This window comes from Pedobacter sp. Leaf170 (assembly GCF_920984665.1).
GTDB lineage: Bacteria > Bacteroidota > Bacteroidia > Sphingobacteriales > Sphingobacteriaceae > Pedobacter.
Genome location: NZ_CAKLBP010000003.1, coordinates 422,265 through 446,338, shown reverse-complemented (window position 1 = coordinate 446,338; position 24,074 = coordinate 422,265). Strand labels below are relative to the sequence as shown.

Sequence of the window (24,074 nt, the reverse complement as noted above, 5' to 3'; positions counted from 1 at the left end):
ATTAAAGTTTAAAAATTTGATCCATCAAAATCCATTTTTCACCTGGCTTTGCTCCGGGTAAAGCTTGCTGATATTTCCACATTAGGGTTTCCCACTCTTGCACCTTTGTATTCTCGTCATCAGCTTTTCTTTTAGCTTCGAAAGAGAAATTGTTGTTTACATCCATAATCATAAACAATCGATTACCTAAAAGGTAAATTTCCATATTTTCGATGCCGGAATCTGTAATGCTCGATTTAATTTCAGGCCAAACCGCTTTATGGTGAGCTTTATATTCTTCAATAAGTTGCTCATCATTGATTAAATCGAGCGCAAGGCAGTATCTTTTCATATTATTGATAAGCTTTAACATGCTGTTTGCTGCTTCCAAGTCCATCAATACCAAGCTCAACCACATCACCATCTTTTAAATACCAAGGCTCGGGTTTTTGACCTAAACCAACACCCGCAGGTGTACCGGTTGTAATTACATCGCCAGGTAAAAGGGTCATAAACTGGCTGATGTAAGAAACCATAAATGGCACATTAAAAATTAAATTTGAGGTATTTCCATCTTGTAAGGTTTTTCCATTTACGGTTAACCACAAACGTAAATTATGAACATCCGCAATTTCATCTTGCGTAGCAATGAACGGACCTATCGGAGCAAAGGTATCGCAGCTTTTTCCTTTAACCCATTGTCCGTTTCTTTCTAACTGAAATTCTCTTTCGCTATAATCATTGTGTAAAACATAGCCTGCAATATGTTTAAGTGCATTTTCTTCAGAAACATAACTCGCTTTTTTGCCGATTACAATGGCTAATTCAACTTCCCAATCGGTTTTTTTACTGTTTTTTGGAATGGTTAAATCATCATTCGGACCAACGATGGCTGATGTAGCTTTGAAGAAAAGTATCGGCTCTGCCGGAATTGGGGCATTTGTTTCAGCAGCATGGTCTTTATAATTTAAACCAACGCAAATAATTTTTGAAGGGCGGGCAAGTGCGGCACCCAAACGAACGTTTTTATCGATTTCGGGTAAGTTTGCTGTTTTAATGGCTTCGCTCAATTTTTCTAAACCATCACCACCAAAAAAATCTTCGTTATAATCGCTCACAAGCGAAGAAACATCATAATATTTGTCTTCTATAATCAATCCAGGTTTTTCTGAACCTGCTGCTCCAAATCGAATTAATTTCATTTTATTGTTTTATCTCGTTGTAATTTTAATTATTTAAAGTTGTAAATCCGCCATCAATCGGGTAATCGCAGCCAGTTATAAATGAGGCTTCATCGCTACATAAGTATAAGGCCAGGGCACCAACTTCTTCTGGTTTAGCCATTCTGCCAATCGGCTGGGTTTTCGATAGTTTCTCAAACATTTCATCAATATTATCGGGATAGTTTTTCTGTAAAAATCCATCTACAAAAGGCGTATGTACACGAGCAGGAGAAATGGAGTTGCAACGAATATTTTCCCCGATGTAATCTTTAGCAACGCTCATGGTCATTGCTTTAACAGCACCTTTCGCCGTACTGTAAGCAAACCTATCTGGTAAGCCAATTAGTGCAGCAATTGATGCCATATTAATGATTACGCCACCACCCGAAAGTTTGAGTAAAGGAATCGCAGCATACAAACAATTGTAAACACCTTTAACATTAACACGCATAATTCTGTCGAAATCTGCTTCCTCGGTTGTATCAACTTTGCCAATATGAGCTATACCGGCATTATTAACCAGAATATCAATCTTACCGATTTTATTAAATGTTTCGATTACCGAAGCGTGATCAGAAACATCACAAGCATAACTAAATGCACTATTTCCTGCTGATTTAATTTCTTCGAGGGCAGTGTGAGCTTGCTCTAAGCCAAGTTCTACAATGTGTACTTCTGCACCTTGGGCGGCAAGAATAGTCGCTATTGCTTTGCCTATACCGCTACCGCCACCGGTTACAATTGCTTTTTTATTTTTTAATGAAAACATGCTCTTATTTTGATATTATATATGATTAGCATTGCCGAAATATAGCGATTTAAATGCCTTTAAAATTAGAATACTCATAAATTTTACATGGTTAGAAATATTCCAATTGCAAATAAAAAATAATTTCCGAATTGAAAATTGTATCTTCTTGTCTAAATATTAACTAATCTTCGCATGCACGCACTTCTGCGGTTTTGAGAAGTTTAGCTTCAGAAATTTTACAAACTTGACCTAATATATTACTTATATTTGAATATTACTTTTATATTTAAATAATAATTTAACCAAATATGCTTTAAAGTCTGTAAAAAAGGCTTTAAGATATAGAGCCACACTGAATGAGGAATTTTCTGATTTGTATCTGTCTATTTTTGTCCCCCGTTTTTTCTAATGCTACAATTGATAAAGTAAATGGAAGTAAAACTATTTTCGTTTCTGCTGGAGGTAATCTTCGTACTGATTTTGGAGTAGAAAAAATATCAGCTTTGCTTAAAAATTTAGGCTATAAAACGGTTTTGAAAAGGCTGGCTTCTAATCAAAAATTATCAAATTTTAAGGATGCGATTGTTATTGGTAAAGTTAGCGATAAATCAATAGAAGCTTTATTACCTGAAAGTGTAAAAAAGAAAGCTTTAGCAACTGGAAAAGAAGGTTTTACGATTCTTAGTGACGAAAAAGGTACGCTGTATATAATAGGCTCGGATGATTCCGGTACGCTTTACGGCTGTATGGAATTGGCGGAGCAAATTAAAAATCAAGGCAAAATTCCCGAAAATATTTCAGTTACGGAGCAGCCTGAAATGGTTTTGCGTGGCACTTGCATTGGCTTACAAAAACCAGATTATTTACCCGGACATGATGTTTACGAATATCCATACACGCCCGAAACTTTCCCTTGGTTTTATGATAAAGAACTTTGGATTAAGTATTTGGATATGATGGTGGATAACCGATACAATTCTCTTTATTTATGGAATGGCCATCCATTTTCTTCGTTGGTTAAACTTAAAGATTATCCTTACGCTATAGAGGTTGATGATGAAACTTTTAAAAAGAACGAAGAGATTTTTAAGTTTTTAACACATGAGGCTGATAAACGTGGTATATGGGTTATTCAAATGTTTTACAACATTATTATTCCTAAGCCTTTTGCCGATAAGCACGGTTTAAAAACACAAGACAGAAACAGACCAATTATACCTTTAATTTCTGATTACACCAGAAAATCTATCGCAGCCTTTGTAGAGAAATACCCAAATGTTGGTTTAATGGTTGCCTTGGGCGAAGCTATGGAAGGCGTTGGTCAGGATGATATAGATTGGTTTACTAAAACAATTATTCCTGGTTTGAAAGATGGTTTAAAAGCTTCGGGTAGAACGGATGAACCACCAATAGTGCTTAGGGCACATGATACAGATGCGCCTGCGGTAATGAAAGCTGCCTTGCCATTATACAAAAACCTGTACACAGAGAATAAATTTAATGGTGAAGCCTTAACAACCTATGAACCGCGTGGGGCATGGGCAGAATTAAATAGAAAACTGGCATCAATTGGTACGGTAAATATTTCAAACGTTCACATTTTAGCCAATCTGGAACCTTTTCGTTATGGGTCGGCAGATTTTATTCAAAAATCGGTGCAGGCAATGGATAAAATTTACGGTGCAAAGGGATTGCATTTGTACCCACAAGCAAGTTATTGGGATTGGCCTTACACTGCAGATAATGTTAAAGGACGTTTGCTGCAAACCGATAGAGATTGGATTTGGTACAAAGAATGGGGTCGTTATGCCTGGAATAGCAAGAGAGATAGAAAAGGCGAAATTGATTATTGGGCTAATGAATTGTCGAAAAAATACGGCACTGATTTAAATGGCGGGAAATCTATACTGAATGCGTATGAAGAATCGGGTGAGATTTCGCCGAAGCTTTTACGCCGTTATGGCATTACAGATGGTAACCGGCAAACCTTAACTTTAGGTATGCTCATGACGCAGCTTATCAATCCGTTTAGATATGGTTTGTTTACCTTAATGTACGAATCTGAAGCACCGGAAGGCGAAATGATTATTGAGTACGCCGAAAAGGAATGGAAAAAACAGGGTCATGTAGGCGAAACGCCGGTGCAGATTGCTAAAGAAGTTATAGAGCATGGTAAAAAAGCCGTTGTTGCTATTAATCAGGCGAAGCCTACAAAAGATACAGCCGAATTTGAGCGTTTAAAAAACGATATTTATTGTTATGATGCAATGGCGAATTCTTACGCCGAAAAGGTTAAAGCAGCACTTTATATTTTAAGATACAAATATTCTAACGATGTTAACGACCTTGAAAAAGCTTTGCCATTTTTACAGAAGAGCTTAGATGCTTACACAGAACTAGTTAAATTAACTGAAAATGATTATTTGTATGCAAACAGCATGCAAACCAAACAGCGCAAAATTCCGATGCGTGGTGTAGATAAAACATTTATTACCTGGAAAGAAATGCTTCCGGTTTTTACCAAAGAATTAAACCATTTCAAAAAAAGCATCGACTCATTAAAGCAGATTAAACCTGGTATGGTAGCAAAAATTGTAGCTTACAAAAATGCAGATGTTAAGGTGCTTTCTCCAAAAGCAGAAGAATTTGTTTTAGGTAAAAGTGTGAGTGTATTTTCTGATACGAGTGTTTTGGTAAAAGAAATTACTCCAGAATTAGTTGGTTTAAAGGGAATAAAGGTTTCAAAATCTAATCAGATAAAAGCTGGTACAGAAATTAAGTTTACTACTAAATCTGCCGTTAAGCTTTTGGTGGGTTATTTTAACCCAAAAGATGCTAATACACTACATCCGCCACAATTGGAAACAGATGCAAGTGCCAATAATTATGGGCAATCTGAAATTAAAATTTCGAACGCAATTGTTTTAAATGGCTATTTACCACTTAATGTACATGCATACTCTTTTCAGCCGGGTACACATACCTTAACATTGGGTAAAGGCGCAAGTTTAATTTTAGGTTTTATTGATGATAAGCAGGAACTACGCATTTTTAATGCAGGTCTTGATGGTCGTGGAAAAGATATTGACTGGTTATTTGAATAAAATGAAGAAGATTTTTTTAACATTATTATTAGCTGCAGGCTTTGCATTTTCAGGGATGGCGCAGCAAAAGGCAATTCCTTTAAAAGCTAAGCTTAAAGAATATGTTACGTATTTTAATTCGATAGATACCGAAGCGGCAAAAAACTTTGTGCCGAATGCAAATGCCTACAATTGGTTATCAGAAAATATTCCACTATTTGAATGCCCTGATAAAGTTTTGGAGCAAAATTATTACTACCGCTGGTGGTCGTTCCGTAAACACATAAAACAAACGCCAGAGGGTTTTATCATTACCGAATTTATTGAGCCGGTTAAACATGCCGGCAAATATAATTCCATCAGCTGTGCAGCAGGACACCATATTTATGAGGGTAGATGGTTAAAAGACAATAGCTTTTTGAAAGATTACATTAAGTTTTGGTTTTACAAGGCCGATGTTGGCCAAAGCAAAGCTCGTTTCCATCAATTTAGCAGTTGGATAGATGATGCGATTTATCAAAATCAATTGGTTAAGCCTGATGTTGCTTTTTTAAAAAGTATTTTTCCGGCAATGGATGCCGACTACCAGAAATGGGAAAAAGAACGTGGTTTAAAAAGTGGCTTGTTTTGGCAACACGATGTTAAAGATGGTATGGAAGAATCAGTAAGCGGTTCAAGAAAAGACCAAAACAGACGGCCAACAATCAGTAGCTACATGTATGCTAATGCCAAAGCAATGGCACAAATTGCTATCTTATTAGGTGATAAAGATTTAAAAAACAAGTATAACGAGAAGGCTATTGCTTTGAAAAAATTGGTTCAGGATAGCTTATGGAGCAATTCCTCTTCATTTTTTGAAACTAAATTGGCTAAAGGCGACCTGGCAAATGTTAGAGAGGCAATTGGTTTTATCCCATGGGATTTTAACCTGCCGGATGATAAACCTGAATATGCTTTAGCATGGAATCAAATTGTAGATACAGCTGGTTTTGATGCGCCCTGGGGTTTAACTACTGCAGAGCGAAGAAACCCAACCTTCAGAACACGTGGCACGGGCCACAGTTGTGAATGGGATGGTGCGCTTTGGCCTTTTGCTACTTCGCAAACTTTAAAAGGGCTTTCAAATTTATTAACCAATTATAAAAATCATGGTAAAATGACTGCCGAAGTTTTTTACGATGAATTACACACCTATGCGAAATCTCATACCAAGAATGGTAAGCCATATTTAGGCGAATATCAGGATGAAAAAAATGGCGAATGGTTAAAAGGCGATAATCCAAGAAGCAGTTTTTACAATCACTCTACTTTTTGCGATTTAATTATAAACGACTTGATTGGTGTTAAACCTCGTGCTGATGAAATTCTTGAGCTTTATCCACTTATCCCGAAAGGTAAATGGGATTGGTTTAAACTTGATAATTTATCTTATCATGGCAAAATTATTACCATAAAATGGGATAAAACCGGTAAAAAATATAATCAGGGAAAAGGACTTTATGTGTACGTAAACGGTAAAGAAAAGTATAAAGGAACGGAGTTGAAAAAAATACTTGTTAAGTTGAATTAGTAAAAAATCCAGTAATGAAATTTATTCCATCAGTAAAAATAATCGTCGTATTTCTAGCTTTTTCTATTTCGGGTTTTGCTACGAAAGCCCAATCATATTACAATGTTTTAAAATATGGTGCAAAAAACGACAGCAGTAAAATCGCTACGGTTGCTATAAAAAAGGCAATCGATGCAGCTTCTGCGGCAGGGGGAGGAACGGTTTATTTTCCGGCTGGTAAATATTTAACAGGTGCCATTCATTTAAAAAGTAACATTACAATTTTTATCGATGCTGGTGCAGAACTACATTTCAGCGATAATTTTGATGATTATTTGCCAATGGTAAAAAGCCGTTACGAGGGTGTTGATGTAACGAGTTTCTCGCCTCTGTTTTATGCCTATAAAGCTGAAAATATTTCCATAATTGGTAGAGGCTTAATTGATGGACACGGAAAAAAATGGTGGGATTTTGTAGAAGGTTATAAAGAAAGTCAGCCACGCTCAAAATGGCAGCTTACATTTGACGAATTAAATAAAGACATCGTCTTACCTGACGACCCAAAGCAAATGAAACGAGGTTTTCTTCGTCCGCCATTTATACAAACGATGTTTTGCAAAAATGTTTTAATCGATGGCATTTCAATTCGTAATTCTCCCTTCTGGACAATTAACCCGGAATTTTGTGAAAATGTAAAAATTCATGCAGTTACCATTAACAATCCACACTCTCCAAACACCGATGGGATAAATCCCGAATCTTGTAAAAACGTTCATATTTCAGATTGCCACATTAGTGTTGGTGATGATTGCATTACCATAAAATCTGGTAAAGATGCGCCTGGGAGAAAAATGGCAGTTCCTGCAGAAAATTATGTCATCACAAATTGTACAATGTTATCTGGGCATGGCGGCGTGGTCATTGGCAGCGAAATGTCTGGCGATGTACGCAAAATTGCAATTTCGAACTGCGTTTTTGATGGAACAGATAGAGGTATCAGAATTAAAACCGCCAGAGGCAGAGGCGGCATTGTTGAAGAAATTCGGGTGAGTAATATCATTATGAAAAACATCCGCGACCAAGCCATCGTACTGGATATGCAATATGCAAAAACTAGTATAGAAGCCATTTCAGAGCGAACACCTAAATTCAGAAATATTCATTTCAGTAACATAACCGGTCAGGTAAATCAGGCTGCTTATCTTAATGGAATTGAAGAAATGCCAATTGAAAACATCACTTTTAGTGATATAAATATGGATGCAAAAACAGGCTTTAAAATTGATAATGCAAATAAAATTGAGTTTCACAACGTACAGATTAACACTGAGTTGGGGGCTGTAATTACTACTTCGAATGTTAAGCAACTAACCATTGATAATGTAAAAACCTATACGCCAAAGGCAAATGCGGCTGTAATCGATTTAAAAAATACGAGCGATGCATTCATTTACAACGCCTTTCCAGCAGTTGGAACATCAACTTATTTAAACCTAAGCGGTGATAAAACTAAAGGAATATCATTAGGTAATAATAATTTTAAAAATGCATTAAAAGGTGTATTTAAAGCCGAAGAAGTAACTGAAAAAGTGAATGTTATTTCTGGTGATAAAGGTCAATAAGTTTAAAAATATTTAAATAATGATTGATTTAAACCCAAACACATTTTTTAGAAAGATAGTAGTACTACTTACATTGGTATTGTGTATTCTTTCTGTTGATGTGAAAGCCCAAAATGAATCTTTATGGTACAAAAAACCAGCTTCAAAATGGACTGATGCATTGCCAATTGGTAACGGCAAAATGGGTGCAATGATTTATGGCGGTGTAAATACCGACCAAATTCAATTTAACGAAGAAACACTCTGGACAGGAAAACCTAGAAATTATAACAAAAAGGGTGCATCGGCACATTTACCGCAAATCCGGAAATTATTATCAGAAGGCAAGCAAAAAGAAGCTGAAGAATTGGCGCAAACACAGTTTATGGGTTTACAAAGTGAGCCCGGTAATCGCGAAGCGTGGGTTAAAGAAATTAAATCAGGAAAAGGAATTGAAGGAAATCCTGCACTGCCAAATTATGATGATAAAAATTGGAAGCGTTTAAAAGTTCCATCTTACGAAGGTTGGGAAGCTGTCGGCTTAGCTAATTTGGATGGTGCAGTTTGGTTTAGAACAACATTTAATGTGCCTTCAGATTGGAAAGGGAAAGACTTAATTTTAGATTTGAATAGAATTCGCGACCAGGATTTTACCTACATCAACGGGAAACTGGTTGGTAATACTGATAATCTTGAACCTCGAAAATATACCATTCCGGCAGCTTTAATTAAGGTTGGCAAAAATGTAATCGCTATTCAGGTTTTAAACTATTACGATAAGGGCGGCATAGCCGGATATAAAGATACAAGCAGAAAAATTGGTATTTATCTTCAGGGTGGCTCCATTGAGCAAGGTATTTCTTTAGTTAAAGAATGGCAATATAAAATCCAAAACCAAGAACCACCAGCAGTTGCGCAATATCAGGCCAGTTATCAGCCATTCGGCGATTTAAAACTAAATTTTAAACATGGAAATGGAGAGATTACTAATTACAAACGCTTATTAGATTTAAAAACGGCTATCGCAAAAACAAATTATACGGTTAATGGAGTTGATTTTGAACGTGAATATTTTGCAAGTGCGCCAGATAATGCCATAGTTGTGCATTTAAAATCAAGTACTACTGGTTCTATCAATTTATCAGCTGCGCTTTCCAGCCCGCATTTAAAAACTGAAATTGTAAAGATTGATGCGCAAAGTATTTCAATGAAAGTTCAGGTAAAAGACGGCGCATTAAAAGGTGAAAGCTACTTAAGTGTAACCTCAAAAAAGGGTTCTATAAAAATTACGGATAATAAAATTAATATTGAAAAGGCTGATGAGGTAACTTTTTACCTTACGGCGGCAACCAATTTTGTTAATGCAAGTGATGTTTCAGGTAATCCGAAACTGAAAAATTTGGTTTATCAACTCGGGATAGCCGGCAAAGGCTATGAACCCATAAAACAAGCCCACATTAAAGAATATCAATCGTATTTCAACGCATTTAGTGTAAATTTTGGTCAATCTGAGCAAGAGCATTTGCCAACTGACGAGCGCCTGGAGAAATTTGCACAATCAAACGATGCTGCTTTTGCAGCGCTTTACATGCAATACGGACGATATTTATTGATTTCAAGTTCAAGACCAGGCACTCAGCCTGCAAATTTACAAGGCATTTGGAACGATTTATTAAGCCCACCCTGGGGAAGTAAATATACAACCAACATCAATCTGGAAATGAATTACTGGCCAGCTGAACTTTTAAATTTATCAGCCATGCATGAGCCGTTATTTAAGAAGATTGAAGGCTTATCTATTAAAGGTACTGAAACGGCGAAAGATTATTATAATGCAAAAGGCTGGGTTTTACATCACAACGCCGATATATGGAACGGTACAGCCCCAATTAATGCCTCAAATCATGGAATTTGGGTAACAGGTGCGGCTTGGTTAAGCACACATTTGTGGGAACATTATCAATTTACAGGAGACAAAGAATTTCTTAAAACTAAAGCTTATCCATTAATGAAAAAATCTGCTGAGTTTTTTGTAGATTTTTTAGTGAGGGATAATAAAACGGGTTGGCTAATTAGTACACCATCAAATTCGCCCGAAAATGGTGGTTTGGTTGCAGGTCCAACTATGGACCATCAAATCATCAGAACATTATTTAAGGATTGTATTGAGGCCTCAAAAGCATTGGGTATTGATGAGGAATTTCGAAAATCTTTAAAAGAAAAGGTGGAAACGATTGCGCCAAACCAGATTGGAAAATACGGACAATTACAAGAGTGGTTAGAAGATAAGGATGATACGACAAATAAACACCGCCACGTTTCGCATTTGTGGGGTGTTTACCCGGGAAATGACATCACCTGGGATAAGGATAATAAAATGATGAATGCTGCAAAGCAATCTTTGTTATACCGTGGTGATGATGCTACAGGTTGGAGTTTAGCCTGGAAAATTAATTTTTGGGCTAGATTTAAGGATGGCGACCATGCCATGAAACTGATAAAAATGCTAATCAAACCTGCAAATAATGGAGCTGGTTCTTATGTAAATCTTTTTGATGCCCATCCTCCTTTTCAAATTGATGGAAACTTTGGCGGTGCAGCAGGTATAGCAGAAATGATTGTGCAGAGCCATCAGGGTTATCTGGATATTTTACCCGCTTTACCAAATAACATTCCTCAAGGACAAATACATGGACTATGCGCCAGAGGCGGATTTGAGGTAGATATAACGTGGACCAAAGGTAGGCTTACATCGCTAATTGTGAAATCAAAAAGTGGTGAGGATTGCAGAATTAAATATAACGATAAATCGATTGAATTTAAAACGAAAGCCGGAGAAAGCTACAGTTTGAATGGAGATTTAAAACTTCAATAAGTTATGAAGAATAAGAGCGGATTATTGATTTTTTTGTTTCTTTTTTTGCTTGCGAATACCTACGCTCAAAGTGTTAGAAAAACAATTAATTTAAATAAAGAATGGCTTAGCATAGCTGATGAAAAAAATATCAATGTTTACAACGGTTTTCAAATTGCGGGTTTTAAAACTAAAAATTGGCAAAGTGTAAATGTTCCACACAATTGGGACCAATACGAAGGTTACCAGCGAAAACTTCATGGCAATAAACATGGTTATGCCTGGTATCGTAAATCTTTTAAAACAGTTGAAAAACCCAACGGAAAACGCTTTTTCTTATATTTTGAGGGCGTAGGTTCTTATGCTACAATATGGTTAAATGGTAAAAAAGTTGGTTACCATGCAGGTGGAAGAACAACTTTTACCTTAGATGTAACTTCAACGATAAGATTAAATAATCAGACTAATGTTTTAGCGGTAAGGGCAGATCATCCTGCAAATATTCAGGATTTACCTTGGGTTGATGGCGGCTGTTCAACTGAACGTGGTTTCTCTGAAGGCTCGCAGCCGATGGGGATTTTTCGACCGGTGCATTTGATTATTACAAATGATATTAGAATTGAGCCTTTTGGAATTCACATCTGGAATGATGATAAAATTTCAGAAAAGTCTGCGGTTTTAAATACTGAAAGTACAATCAAAAATTACAGCGCATCATCAAAAGAAATTACCGTTTTAAATCAGCTTATTGATGCCGATAAGAAAATTGTAGATGAACAAAAGACTAAGCTTTTACTAGCGTCTGGCAAAGAAATCAATGTAAAACAGAAAACAAAAGAGCTTTTAAATCCAAAACTCTGGTCTTTGGAAAACCCATACCTATACACTTTAAAAACCACAGTTTTATCTAACGGAAAAATTATTGATGAGCTAAATACGCCTTATGGGATTAGATGGATAAGCTGGCCGATAGGGGATAATTCAAATCAAAAGGTGTTTTTATTAAACGGGAAACCTGTTTTCATAAATGGAATTGCTGAGTACGAGCATTTAATTGGACAGAGTCATGCTTTTAGCAGTGAGCAGATAAAATCCAGAGTTATGCAAATTAAAGCTGCGGGTTTTAATGCTTTTCGAGATGCGCACCAACCTCACAACCTCGAATATCAAACACATTGGGATAAAATGGGGATTCTATCCTGGACACAGATGGCCGCACACATTTGGTATGACACGCCGGAATTTAGAAAAAATTTTAAAACGCTTTTGGTTGATTGGGTTAAGGAACGCAGAAACAGTCCTTCTGTTGTGCTTTGGGGTTTGGAAAATGAAAGCACCTTGCCCGAAGATTTTGCTAAAGAATGCACAGAACTGATTAGAAAACTCGATCCGACTGCCTCTTCACAAAGAAAAGTAACGACTTGTAATGGTGGTAAAGGAACAGATTGGGATGTTCCGCAGAACTGGACGGGAACTTATGGTGGTAATCCGCAAACCTATTGTGATGACTTGCAAAAACAAGTTTTAGTAGGCGAATATGGCGCCTGGCGAACAATAGATTTGCATCATCTTAATGCCGGAGCAAAAGGTTATACGGAAAATGCAATGACGGATTTGATGGAAACCAAAGTTAGGCTGGCAGAATCTGTTAAGGGTAAAACTGTCGGGCATTTCTTTTGGTTGTACAGCTCGCATGATAATCCGGGTAGGGTACAAGGTGGAGAAGGTTTAAGGGATATTGACAGAATTGGCCCGGTAAATTACAAGGGTATGTTTACGCCATGGGAAGAACCAACTGATGTTTTTTACATGTTTAGAGCCAATTATGCACCAAAACAAACTGAACCAATGGTTTACATTGTTTCTCATACTTGGCCTAATCGATGGAACAAGCCTGGTGTAAAAGATAGTATCGTAATTTATTCTAACTGTGATGAGGTAGAGCTTTTTAACGATTTTAACCATGAATCTTTAGGTAAACAGAAACGTAATGGTATCGGTACGCATTTCCAATGGAATAAGCCAAACATACAATATAATCTGCTTTATGCGGTTGGATATGTAAACGGAAGCGCGGTTGCTAAAGATTTAATCGTGTTAAATAACTTACCAAAAGCACCTGGTTTTAACAATCTTTTAGACCACAAAACAGAGGTGATTTCAAACGAAACCAATTATAATTATGTTTATCGGTTAAATTGTGGTGGTCCGAATTATGTGGATTCAAAAGGTTTTAAATGGTTTGCCGATAAAAATTTAAGCGATATAAAAAGTTTTGGTTCAACATCGTGGACGGCAGATTTCAAAGGCATACCTTCTTTTTTTGCTAGTCAGCGAAGAACATTCGACCCAATAAAAAACACAAAAGATTGGCCACTTTTCCAAACTTTTCGTTATGGAAGACATAAACTAAATTATCATTTTCCATTACCAGATGGTGAGTATTTGGTAGAGCTTTATTTTATCGAACCATGGTTAAATACGGGCGGTGGTATGGATGCTAAAGGCATGCGATTATTTGATGTGGCTTTTAATCATCAAACGGTAATAAAGGATTTAGACGTTTGGAAGGAAGCCGGACATGATGCTGCTTTGAAAAAATCAATAAAATTCACGGTTAAAGGTGGAGCCTTGGATATTTCCTTTCCGCAAATTAAATCGGGGCAGGCTGTGATTTCTGCTATCGCGATAGCAAGTTTAAATAAAAGCATCAAGCCTGCTCAACCATCTAAATCTATAATTAATGTAACTGATAATATTTTAACAGCCGATTGGTTGGATATTGGCGATATACAATACTCTGATGAAACGATTGAGTTTATCACTTTACCTTCAAATCTTTTCGGTTCCGAATGGATAAAAACATCTAATAAGAAAAGAGAGAAAATACATTTTAGCCTTAACGAAACTGCCGATGTTTTTGTAATGATTGATGTTTCTGCAAAAGATAAATTAGATTGGCTAACCGATTTTGAAGATACCAAAACCCTTGCGGAGAACAGTTTAAACACAAGCTTTAAGGTCTATCGTAAAAGATTTAATAAAGGAGAATCGGTAATGCTAGGCATTATTCCTTCAAATGCTTCAATGTATTCGGTTGCGGTTATGCCTCCGAGTGAATTAGAACCTGCTTACGATTTGAAAACGACAAGCAGCTATAAAGCTACTGATGCTAAACTGATTGGAAATGGTATTGTTAAAGAGGATTTAATGGGTAAACAAAGGGTAACTTTTAAATCTGCATCAAAAGATATTTTGGAATGGAGTTTTTGGGTTGGCGTGGCAGATACCTATTCTTTAACGATTAAATACCACAATCCTCTTGAGAAAATAATTAAAGCAAAACTCGAATTTCTATCTGCTGATGGTACGATAATGAAAACCGAAATGGCTGAATTTGCACCAACAAAAGCAGGTAAATGGAATTATTTTAATACAAATACCGGAACAATGATAAATGCCGGAAATTATAAATTAAGAATTTTAGCTGTTGATACCGGAGGATTATCAATTGATGCATTGGATGTTCAATAGGAAATCTGTTGCTTAGTCATCTCTTGCGAGTTTCATGTTGCCAGATATAAGTTTCCTGTTTTCGGTAACATATTGTATACGTCTTTGCTAAATTTAAATTACGATAGGTAACCAACAACATGTAACGGTTAACAGATAAAGATAATATCATACAATATGTGGCAAAAATCTTATATTAATATAGCTAACTAGCCTTGCATATTTGTTTTAACCAAATTAATAAACGAGCCAACCGATGATGAAGGGTTTACCTGTATTCGATCTTGCAATAATCTTCATCTATCTTGTTGGAATGATATTGGTTGGGGTTTATTTCTCCAGAAAAAACAAAAATTCCGAACAGTTTACAAAAGCTTCGGGCCTCATTCCCGGATGGGCAATAGGTTTATCAATTTATGCAACATTTTTAAGCAGCAATACATTTTTGGGCGTACCGGGTAAAGCTTTTGGCGGCAATTGGAATGCATTCGTTTTTAGTATCTCTATGCCTTTAGCCGCTTGGATAGCCTCAAAATATTTTGTTCCTTTTTATAGAAATACCGGTGAAATATCAGCTTATACGCATTTAGAGCATCGCTTTGGTGCGTGGGCAAGAGTTTATGCTGTAGTTTGTTTTTTGCTTACACAATTAGCCAGAATGGGTTCTATTTTCTTCGGAATTGCGCTAAGTCTGCAGGCATTAACAGGTTATTCCATGCAAATGATAATGGTTGTAATGGGTATTTCAATTATTATCTACACGGTTTTAGGTGGTATAGAAGCAGTTATATGGACGGAAGTTGTGCAAGCTGTGGTGAAAACTTTTGGCGCTTTGCTCATCCTATATTTAATTATCACCAATATGCCCGGAGGCGTATCAAAAGTAATCGAAATAGGTAAGGCAAGCGATAAATTTAGCCTGGGCAGTTTCGCTCCTGATTTTGTTGGTTCATCATTTTGGGTGGTGTTGCTCTACGGTTTTTTTATCAACCTTAATAATTTTGGAATGGACCAAAACTATGTGCAGCGTTACCATACAGCATCATCAAGTAAGGCGGCTTCTAAGTCAATTTGGCTTTGTGTTTGGTTATACATTCCGGCTTCGTTGTTGTTTTTTATTATAGGATCTTGCTTGTATGCGTATTATGATGTTAATCCAGAATTGGTACAATCCATTAAACATCAGGTTGCGATAGAAAGGCTACCTATAAGTGCCTCTGCATCAGAAATACTTGCCATGGAAAATAGCCTGAAACCAGCAGATTACGGCGATAAAATTATGCCACATTTTATGGTGACTAAGATCCCGGTAGGTTTGGTTGGTTTAATTGTTTCTGCAATCTTATCAGCAGCTATGAGTACCATTAGCTCTGGTATGAATGCTTCGGCAACGGTATTTTCTGTAGATATTTACAAGCGATACATTAAGCCAGATATAACGGAAAAGCAAAATTTATCGCTATTACACATTGCAACGGTCGGTTTTGGTTTAGCGGGAATGATTGCAGGTATCGCTATGATTGGCGTAAAAAGTATTCTGGATGTTTGGTGGCAACTTTCCGGTATTTTCGCGGCCGGAATGTTAGGCTTGTTTTTACTCGGAATAGTAAGCAAAAAAACTAAGAATCACGAGGCTATTATTGCCACAATGTTAGGAATAATAGTTATCATCTGGATGACACTATCTAGCTTTTTACCTGCTGATTTAGAAGCTTTTAGATATCCGTTGCATCAAAATATGATAATTGTAGTTGGCACTTTAACAATTTTTTTAGTGGGCGTTGCCTTAACCAAAATAAAAACAAAAGAACAAGCTACTTAATGGCTGGCAAATCTTTTTAGCAATATTTAATTAAAAATTATCCTTTACAAAATAATGGAAAACTCACAAAAAGGGTTCATCCCGGTTATGCTTACACCTTTTTTAAGCAACGGAAATATAGATTATCCGGCACTAACCCAACTTACCGAAATCTATTTGCAAGCTGGTTCGTCGGGTCTGTTCGCCAATTGCTTATCGAGCGAAATGTTCGAATTAACAGATGTTGAGCGTATAGATGCCATAAAACATGTTATTAAGGTAGTTGGTGGGGCTGTGCCCGTTGTGGCAACTGGAACTTTTGGTGGAGAAATTTCGAAACAAGCAGATTTTGTTAAGCATGTAAACGATACAGGAGTGGAAGCTGTTATTGCAATTACAGGTTTGCTTGCTGATGAAAATGCTGAGGATAATGTTTTTGATGATAATGTACATCAGCTTTTAAAACAAACCGATAATATTCCTATCGGATTTTACGAATGTCCTGTTCCTTATAAAAGGATTATAAAACCTCAGCAACTGGCAGATTTTGTTTCAACCGGAAGGGTGATTTATCATAAAGATACCTGCTTGGATTTGGCCCAGATTAAAGAAAAAATCAAGCTCACTAAAGTTCATAACTTTGGTTTATACGATGCTTATATCGTTCATGCATTAGACTCTTTAAAAGCTGGCTCCGCAGGTTTGTCATGCATTCAGGGTAATTATTTTCCTGAGCTTATTGTTTGGCTCTGCGATCATTATAATGATGAATCATTAAAGGAAGAACTGGAAGTTGTGCAACAGTTTTTGATTGACAATATGGATGTTATGCATAATGTTTATCCGCTGGTATCTAAATATTTTCTTCAAAAAAGAGGTTTGGATATTTCAACTTTTACCAGACGAGATGTAGGTAATTTTACACCTGATGTAAGGAAAGGAGTGGAGAAATTATTTGATGATTATACGGCCTTAAGGAGCGATTTGAATATTCAGGTTTATATTTAATTCTCAAAAGATTTAATTGCTTCATAGCGAAGCACGAAGCAATCTCAGGAGATAGATTGCTTCGTGCCTCGCTATGACTTAACCGACCTAATTCAAATACTTCCTTTTATAATCAAGCGGAGTCATTCCGGTTACTTTTTTAAAGTGCCTGTAAAAGTTAGATACATTATTAAATCCACAGTCAAAACAAATCATTTCAGTGGGTAACTTATTTTCAATTAGGAATCTGCAAGCATGGCTTACTCGTATTTCAATCAGAAAATCGTAGTATGTTTTCTTGGTCATCAGTTTAAAATAACGACAAAAAGAAGTTACACTCAAGTTGCTTAAGGATGCAACTTCTTCTAACGTAATGTCTTTTTTATAATTGCTAAGCGTGTAATTGCAAATTTTGTTGATACGGAGTGTTTCAGATTCGTTAGATTGGTAAAATGTATTAGAACTTGCTACAATGCTTACAAATTCGTCTGTTTCGGCTAAGGTTTTTAATATGGATAGTAAAATAATGATTCTGTCGATATTTGTTGCATCAACAGCATTCGTCATTAATTCTACTAATTTTTGTTTTGTCTCGCCACTAATAACCATACCACTTTTAGCCTTTTCGAATAATTTGGGGATAAGATAAGCTTCCGGTAAGTTGATTAAATATTTGCCCAAACAATCTGGTAAAAAATGGATAACCATTGCTTCTGTATTCAGGTTGGTGTTGTTCTGAAAATATTCATCTTTACAGCGCCAGGTATGCGGTAAATTTTCGCCGATTAACACCATTTCTCCAGGCTCAAAATTGCTGATATTATCGCCCACAAAACGAACCCCTTCGCCTTTAATAACGTAGTGCAATTCTAACTCCGGATGGTAGTGCCAGATGTTACCAAAATTTGGCTTTTTATCATGCCGAATACTAAAAGAACTTTGCAGCGTTACCGGAACTTTATGAAAATGAGGTTTCATGATTTTTACTAAAAATATTTGGTTAAAATATTCAATGGATTATGGCGAAACATAAACGTATCTTGGCTAAAGATAGCTGCTTTTAAGATAATATCCTATATTAATTAGATAAAAACTATCATAAATTAACTATTTTGATTGTTGAGTTTTGTATATAGCCACTCAGGCTCCAACCAAAATATAAACCGGCAAATTATTTTAATATAAATATTTTGTTCATTAATGAATTATGAAGCACGCAAAATTGAGCGAAATTTTACTTGTTTGCAGTGGTGATTTACGGCTTTCAGCTAACCAAAATTGCTGGCCCGCTCAACACGAAATGGAGCAAAAATTAACAGCCGAAATTGAAAAATTTGGTTGGTCGGTTAAGCGTGCTCATGCTTATGATTCAAGCAAAAAACATGGTTTTATAGATTCGCAAAGAATGGGCATTGATATCTTTAGAAATATCGACCCAAAACAACCAATAATTGTTGCCGAAAGTGTTTGGCAATATTCCCATCATGTACTGGCAGGTTTAACCACACATCAAGGACCGATTTTAACCGTTGCAAACTGGAGCGGACAATGGCCGGGTTTAGTTGGCATGCTAAATTTAAACGGCTGTTTAACCAAAGCCGATATTCCATACAGTACACTTTGGAGTAAGGATTTTAAAGACGATTTCTTTAACCAAGGTTTACAGGAATGGTTATCTACAGGTACAATCACTTACAATCAAAACCATGTTCAAAGTTTTGATTTAAGTAAAATACCAGCTGCTGATGATAAAAAAGGCAGAAGTTTTGCCAGCAATTTAAGAGAACGCAAAGTTATTATGGGCGTTTTTGATGAAGGTTGTATGGGTATGTACAATGCTATTATTCCTGATGAACTTTTACACAAAACCGGTTTTTTTAAAGAACGTTTAAGTCAATCGGCACTTTACGCGGCTATGTTAGAGGTTACAGATGCAGAAGCTGAAGCGGTTTTAAACTGGCTGTTAAAAAAAGGAATGACTTTTAACTGGGGAACTGAGGAGGAAATTCACCTTACAAAAAATCAAACCTTATCACAATGTAAAATGTACATCGCGGCTTTACGCATTGCAGATGATTTTAGTTGCGATACAATCGGGATTCAATATCAGCAAGGCTTAAAAGATTTAACCGTTGCCAGCGATTTAGTTGAAGGTTTATTAAATAATGAAGATAGGCCACCTGTTTTCTCTAAAGTGGGTAAAGAACTTTATGCCAAACAAGCATTGCCTCACTTTAACGAAGTTGATGAATGTGCAGGTTTAGATACCTTATTAACTTATAAGCTTTGGAAAGAGCTTGGCATGACTGGCGAAAACACCTTACATGATATACGCTGGGGCGAACATTACACGGGTGAGGGAATTGATGACTTTGTTTGGCTGTTTCTGATTTCTGGCGCAGCACCTCCGGCCCACTTTATTAATGGTTATGCAGGTGCAAGCAGTGATAGACAACCGGCCATGTATTTTAGATTAGGCGGTGGCTCTTTAAAAGGCATCAGTAAGCCTGGTTTTATTGTATGGAGCAGGGTTTACGTAATGGATAATGAGTTGCATTGCGATTTAGGTGTAGGCGAAGTTGTTGCCCTGCCTGATGCCGAAACGCAGAGGAGATGGAACAATACTACACCAGAATGGCCAATTATGCATGCCGTTTTAAAAGGCATTACCCGCGACCAAATGATGGCGAGACACAAGGCGAACCACATACAGGTAGTTTATACAAATTATGAAGCCAGTGCACATGAAGCTTGCAGAATCAAAGCTGCAGCATTGGATGAGTTAGGCTTAAAAGTTCATTTTTGTGGTGATGTAAAATTGATTGAAAAAAGAAATTAAAGGATATGAGATTAGGGATTATAACAATATTATTTACGGCGTTTATTTCTGTTAATGCAAATGCGCAAAGTAATTTATCGGCAGATGAAAAAGCTAAATATGTAAAGGCAATTACAGAACGTGCCGATAAAATTGTAAGCACATTAGAAATTGCGGATGCCAAAAAAGTAGAATTGGTTAGAAATACAATAAGAGACCAATACAGCAATTTGAATGATATTTACATCGTTCGCGATGCTAAATTGAAAGAGATTAAAGAAAAAAATGCTGATAATAAAGTAGAAAGAGATTCGGCAATAGCAAAACTTAATCGTTCTACTGAAGCTTCCTTGGCAAAACTTCATAAAAAGTACATCAGCAAACTTGCATCTAATTTAAATGAAACCCAGATAGACAAAGTTAAAAACGGTATGACTTACAATGTTTTGCCAATTACTTATAAAGCTTATCAGGAAGAAATTTTAACCTTAACAGATGCACAAAAGAAACAAATATTAATCTGGTTAACCGAAGCCAGAGAACACGCTATGGATGCAGAATCATCAGATAAGAAACATGCCTGGTTTGGCAAATACAAAGGCAGAATTAATAACTATTTATCAGCCGCAGGCTACGACTTAAAAAAAGAAGGTGTGGAGTGGGAGAAGAGAAGAAAAGCAGCTGCTGAAAAAGCAAACTAACCGAATAGATTAAAAACTAACCAAATCATAAATATGAAATTAAAATTTTTACGCAAATTTTCATGGTCCTTACTGGTTGCAATGCTTGTAAGTACAGTTCTTTTTGCACAACAGCGCCAAATTACTGGTAAAGTTGTAGATAAAAAGGACGGACAGCCGGTACCTGGAGTAACCGTTGGTATTCGTGGCAAAACGAATAATGTGAGCACCAACGATAGAGGTGAATTCTCTTTAGTTGCCGACCCGTCGACTGATGCATTGGTGTTCTCGTACATTGGCTATGTTAGGCAAACGGTTCCATTAGCTGGCAAGACAAACATCACTATTAACTTTGAAGAAGATAACAAAAATTTAGATGATGTTGTTGTAGTAGGTTATGGAACAAAGAAACGTTCAGAAATTTTAGGTTCTGTTGCAACTATTACAGGTACTGAAATTCAGGATGTTCCGGCACCAAATTTAGCAGGTGCTTTAAGAAATAGAATTGCCGGTGTTGGCGTTTCGCAACTTTCTGGTCGCCCGGGTGCTCCAATAACTATAAACATCCGGAATTCAAGTGTTTCGCCCACATTGCAGGGAACAGATGCTGGTGGAACTTCGGAACCATTATACATTGTGGATGGAATTACGGTTACCAGAGATGCTTTTGATAATATTGATGCATCAATGGTTGAAAACATGACTTTCTTAAAAGATGCTTCAGCCGCTATTTATGGTGCATCGGGTGCAAAAGGTGTTGTTTTAGTAACTACTAAAAAAGGTAAAGTTGGCAGACCAAGCATCACCTACAATGGTTATGTAGGTATTTCTGATGCTGCAAAAACACCAGAAATGTTATCCGGCTATGAGCATGCTAAATTGCTAAATGAAACTTATAGCATTCAAAATGCAAATGCCTCTGCCTATTTTTCTCCAGAGGATTTAGAATATATTAAAACATTAAATTACAAAAGCTGGTACGATGAACTTTGGCAACCTGCAACTACCCAACGTCATAACATAGGTATTTCTGGTGGTAGTGATAAGATTACTTTTTTTGCTGGTGGCAGTTATCAAAGTGAAAATGCGAACTATGCCGGAATGAAATTTGACAAATACAGTTTCAGAAGCGGTGTTGTGGCAACCTTAGTTGAAGGATTAAAAGCTGATATCAATTTTAACGTAGATTACGGAACAAGGGTTCAGCAACACAATGCAAGTGATACTGATGCTAACTTTTTTGAGAAACTAGTAACAACACCAAGGTGGGTGCCTATTAGTATTAACGGTAACTATGTTAATTATGTAGGTTTTCAAAATAATAATTTAAACCCTGCTGCGCAAGCAGAATCTGGCTACTACAACAATCGTAGCAATAAAGGCTACCGAATAAATGCAAGTTTAAATTACGAGCCAACATTCTTAAAAGGTTTTTCTGCAAGATTACAAATATCTCAGGCAAGTGGTTCTGCAAAGAGCACACAATATATTCCGCCTTACAGATTGTACAATTATGCCAGAATGGGAAACAACAGCTTATTGTTTACAGATCAATTAGTGAATACTTCAGCAACATCCTTTTTTGTTGAGCCAACAAGTGCAAGTGCTGCTACAATTACACCAGGCGTTTCAGAAAACAATAGTTATCAAGGTTTCTTAACCTTACAATATGGCAGAACATTTGGAAAACACACCATGAACTTATTGGTTGGTGGCGAGCAAAGCGAAGGTAATTCACAGGCTTCAACGGTTCGTTATACAAATCAATTAATACCAGGCATAGATCAATACTGGGCTTTTGATGCATCAACCTTAGCTCGTCAGGATTTTTCAAGAACAACGACTTCAAAACGTTCTGGCTTTGGGCGCTTAAGTTATGATTATGATAAAAAATATTTATTAGAAGTAATTACCCGTTTAGATGCTTCATCTCAATTTGCAACCGGAAATCGTTGGGGTGTATCTCCTAACGTAGGTTTAGGATGGGTTGTAAGTCAGGAAAAATTCTTTAAAGATTCTAAATTTTTAGGCTTTGTTAATTTCTTAAAATTAAAAGCAAACTGGGGTATTACCGGTGATGACAGAATTGGAACTCGTTTATGGCAAGATAGATTCCTGATTGATGTAACAAACGGATATCTTTATGGAAACTCTACACAAAACAGTTTAAACCGTTCTCGTTTAGCTAATCCGGATATTACCTGGGAGAAGAAACAAACCTTAAATATTGGTTTAGAAACTTCCATGTTTAACAATAAATTAGATTTTAGCGTTGAGGTTTTCAGAAATTACAATTACGATGCGTTTGATTTAGGTGGTAATAACTTATATCCACAATATTTTGGAACAGCAGCACCTATTATTAATTATAGAGAAACTTACAATTGGGGTTCTGAGTTTAGCATCGGTTACAAAGCAAAATTAGCAACCGACTGGAATTTAAACGCAAGTATTAACTTCTCGTATGGTAATTCAGTTGTAGATAAAATACTTTATGCTCCCGGAAATTTATTTAACAATGTAGCTACCGATTGGCTTATAGATTTCGGGACAGATCCTCGTGTATATAACTCAAGTAACATTGGCTTAAATACTATAGGTATGTTCAGAACACAATCTGAAGTTGATGCTTTCATGGCTAAAAATCCAAATTACAGAGTTTATGATCGCATTCCACAGGCAGGTTGGTTATACTATGAAGATACCAATGGCGATGGTGTAATCTCTGATAGTGATATGCTACCTATGTTTAAAAATACTAATGCGTTCTTTGGCGGTGGTATTAACTTAAACCTAACCTATAAGAGTTTCGCCTTAAGCACTAACATTAATGCAAGGTTTGGTGGTAAAGTTTTCTATGATGGAAGATCGAGAACAGCTCCGGCAGAAAATAGAAACGTTTTAACAATCTGGCAAGATCGCTGGACACCAGAAAATCCGATGCAAGGAAAGTATCCTCGTTTTGATGACCCATCTTTAGCTAGAAATTCTGATTTCTGGGCAGTTGATGGAACAACTATTCGTATAAACACGATGACTTTAAGTTACAAAGCTCCGGCAGGATTTACCAGAAAGATAGGTTTTAGTGGTGCACGCGTTTTACTTACTGGTAATAACCTGTGGACAATCGTAAACCCACTTCCTTACAAAGATCCTTACACTTCAAGTGCATGGGATTATCCTATCCTAAGAACAATATCTTTAGGTTTAAGTCTTAACTTATAATTTTTGAGCA

General features: G+C 36.5%; 14 protein-coding genes. 10 read left to right on the top strand and 4 right to left on the bottom strand.

Features of this window, described 5'->3' with window-relative positions; all coding sequences use genetic code 11:
- Position 1: 1 nt before the first annotated feature.
- Genes LUA90_RS10540 through LUA90_RS10530 form a run of 3 tightly spaced genes read right to left on the bottom strand, consistent with a single transcriptional unit; the run spans position 2 to position 1,971 of the window.
- A complete protein-coding gene (locus tag LUA90_RS10540) occupies positions 2-331 on the bottom strand; it encodes an L-rhamnose mutarotase (protein WP_231490943.1) in 330 nt (109 codons plus the stop codon).
- A 1-nt stretch (position 332) separates the two neighbouring features.
- The gene (locus LUA90_RS10535) at positions 333-1,181 is read right to left on the bottom strand and encodes a fumarylacetoacetate hydrolase family protein (protein WP_231463726.1); all 849 of its coding nucleotides are present in this window, start codon (positions 1,179-1,181) and stop codon (positions 333-335) included.
- Between the two features lie 25 nt (positions 1,182-1,206).
- On the bottom strand, positions 1,207-1,971 hold the full coding sequence (locus tag LUA90_RS10530; protein WP_231490942.1) for an SDR family NAD(P)-dependent oxidoreductase: 765 nt from the start codon (positions 1,969-1,971) through the stop codon (positions 1,207-1,209).
- Positions 1,972-2,342: 371 nt separating this feature from the next.
- Here LUA90_RS10530 and LUA90_RS10525 point away from each other — a divergent pair, with 371 nt between their 5' ends.
- From LUA90_RS10525 to LUA90_RS10495, 7 genes are all read left to right on the top strand, one after another.
- Positions 2,343-5,057: a hypothetical protein gene (locus LUA90_RS10525; RefSeq protein WP_231490941.1), complete on the top strand. Its 2,715-nt coding sequence runs from the start codon at positions 2,343-2,345 to the stop codon at positions 5,055-5,057.
- Between the two features lies 1 nt (position 5,058).
- Positions 5,059-6,606: a glycosyl hydrolase family 65 protein gene (locus LUA90_RS10520; RefSeq protein WP_231490940.1), complete on the top strand. Its 1,548-nt coding sequence runs from the start codon at positions 5,059-5,061 to the stop codon at positions 6,604-6,606.
- Positions 6,607-6,620: 14 nt separating this feature from the next.
- On the top strand, positions 6,621-8,207 hold the full coding sequence (locus LUA90_RS10515; protein WP_231490939.1) for a glycoside hydrolase family 28 protein: 1,587 nt from the start codon (positions 6,621-6,623) through the stop codon (positions 8,205-8,207).
- Positions 8,208-8,226: 19 nt separating this feature from the next.
- Positions 8,227-11,061: a glycoside hydrolase N-terminal domain-containing protein gene (locus tag LUA90_RS10510; protein ID WP_231490938.1), complete on the top strand. Its 2,835-nt coding sequence runs from the start codon at positions 8,227-8,229 to the stop codon at positions 11,059-11,061.
- Positions 11,062-11,064: 3 nt separating this feature from the next.
- A complete protein-coding gene (locus LUA90_RS10505) occupies positions 11,065-14,574 on the top strand; it encodes a malectin domain-containing carbohydrate-binding protein (protein ID WP_231490937.1) in 3,510 nt (1,169 codons plus the stop codon).
- Positions 14,575-14,809: 235 nt separating this feature from the next.
- On the top strand, positions 14,810-16,375 hold the full coding sequence (locus tag LUA90_RS10500) for a sodium:solute symporter (RefSeq protein WP_231490936.1): 1,566 nt from the start codon (positions 14,810-14,812) through the stop codon (positions 16,373-16,375).
- Positions 16,376-16,429: 54 nt separating this feature from the next.
- The gene (locus LUA90_RS10495) at positions 16,430-17,362 is read left to right on the top strand and encodes a dihydrodipicolinate synthase family protein (RefSeq protein ID WP_231490935.1); all 933 of its coding nucleotides are present in this window, start codon (positions 16,430-16,432) and stop codon (positions 17,360-17,362) included.
- A gap of 87 nt (positions 17,363-17,449) precedes the next feature.
- Here LUA90_RS10495 and LUA90_RS10490 read toward each other — a convergent pair whose 3' ends face one another.
- The gene (locus LUA90_RS10490) at positions 17,450-18,319 is read right to left on the bottom strand and encodes an AraC family transcriptional regulator (RefSeq protein ID WP_231490934.1); all 870 of its coding nucleotides are present in this window, start codon (positions 18,317-18,319) and stop codon (positions 17,450-17,452) included.
- Positions 18,320-18,641: 322 nt separating this feature from the next.
- Between LUA90_RS10490 and LUA90_RS10485 the strand changes: the two genes are divergently transcribed.
- Genes LUA90_RS10485 through LUA90_RS10475 form a run of 3 tightly spaced genes read left to right on the top strand, consistent with a single transcriptional unit; the run spans position 18,642 to position 24,064 of the window.
- Positions 18,642-20,180 carry a fucose isomerase gene (locus LUA90_RS10485; protein WP_231490933.1) on the top strand — a complete coding sequence of 513 codons (1,539 nt, stop codon included), beginning with the start codon at positions 18,642-18,644 and terminating at the stop codon, positions 20,178-20,180.
- 5 nt (positions 20,181-20,185) lie between these two features.
- Complete coding sequence (locus LUA90_RS10480) at positions 20,186-20,860, top strand: DUF3826 domain-containing protein (protein WP_231490932.1); 675 nt, start codon at positions 20,186-20,188, stop codon at positions 20,858-20,860.
- Between the two features lie 33 nt (positions 20,861-20,893).
- Entirely contained in the window at positions 20,894-24,064 is a 3,171-nt protein-coding gene (locus LUA90_RS10475; protein ID WP_231490931.1) for a TonB-dependent receptor, read from the top strand.
- Positions 24,065-24,074: the final 10 nt, after the last annotated feature.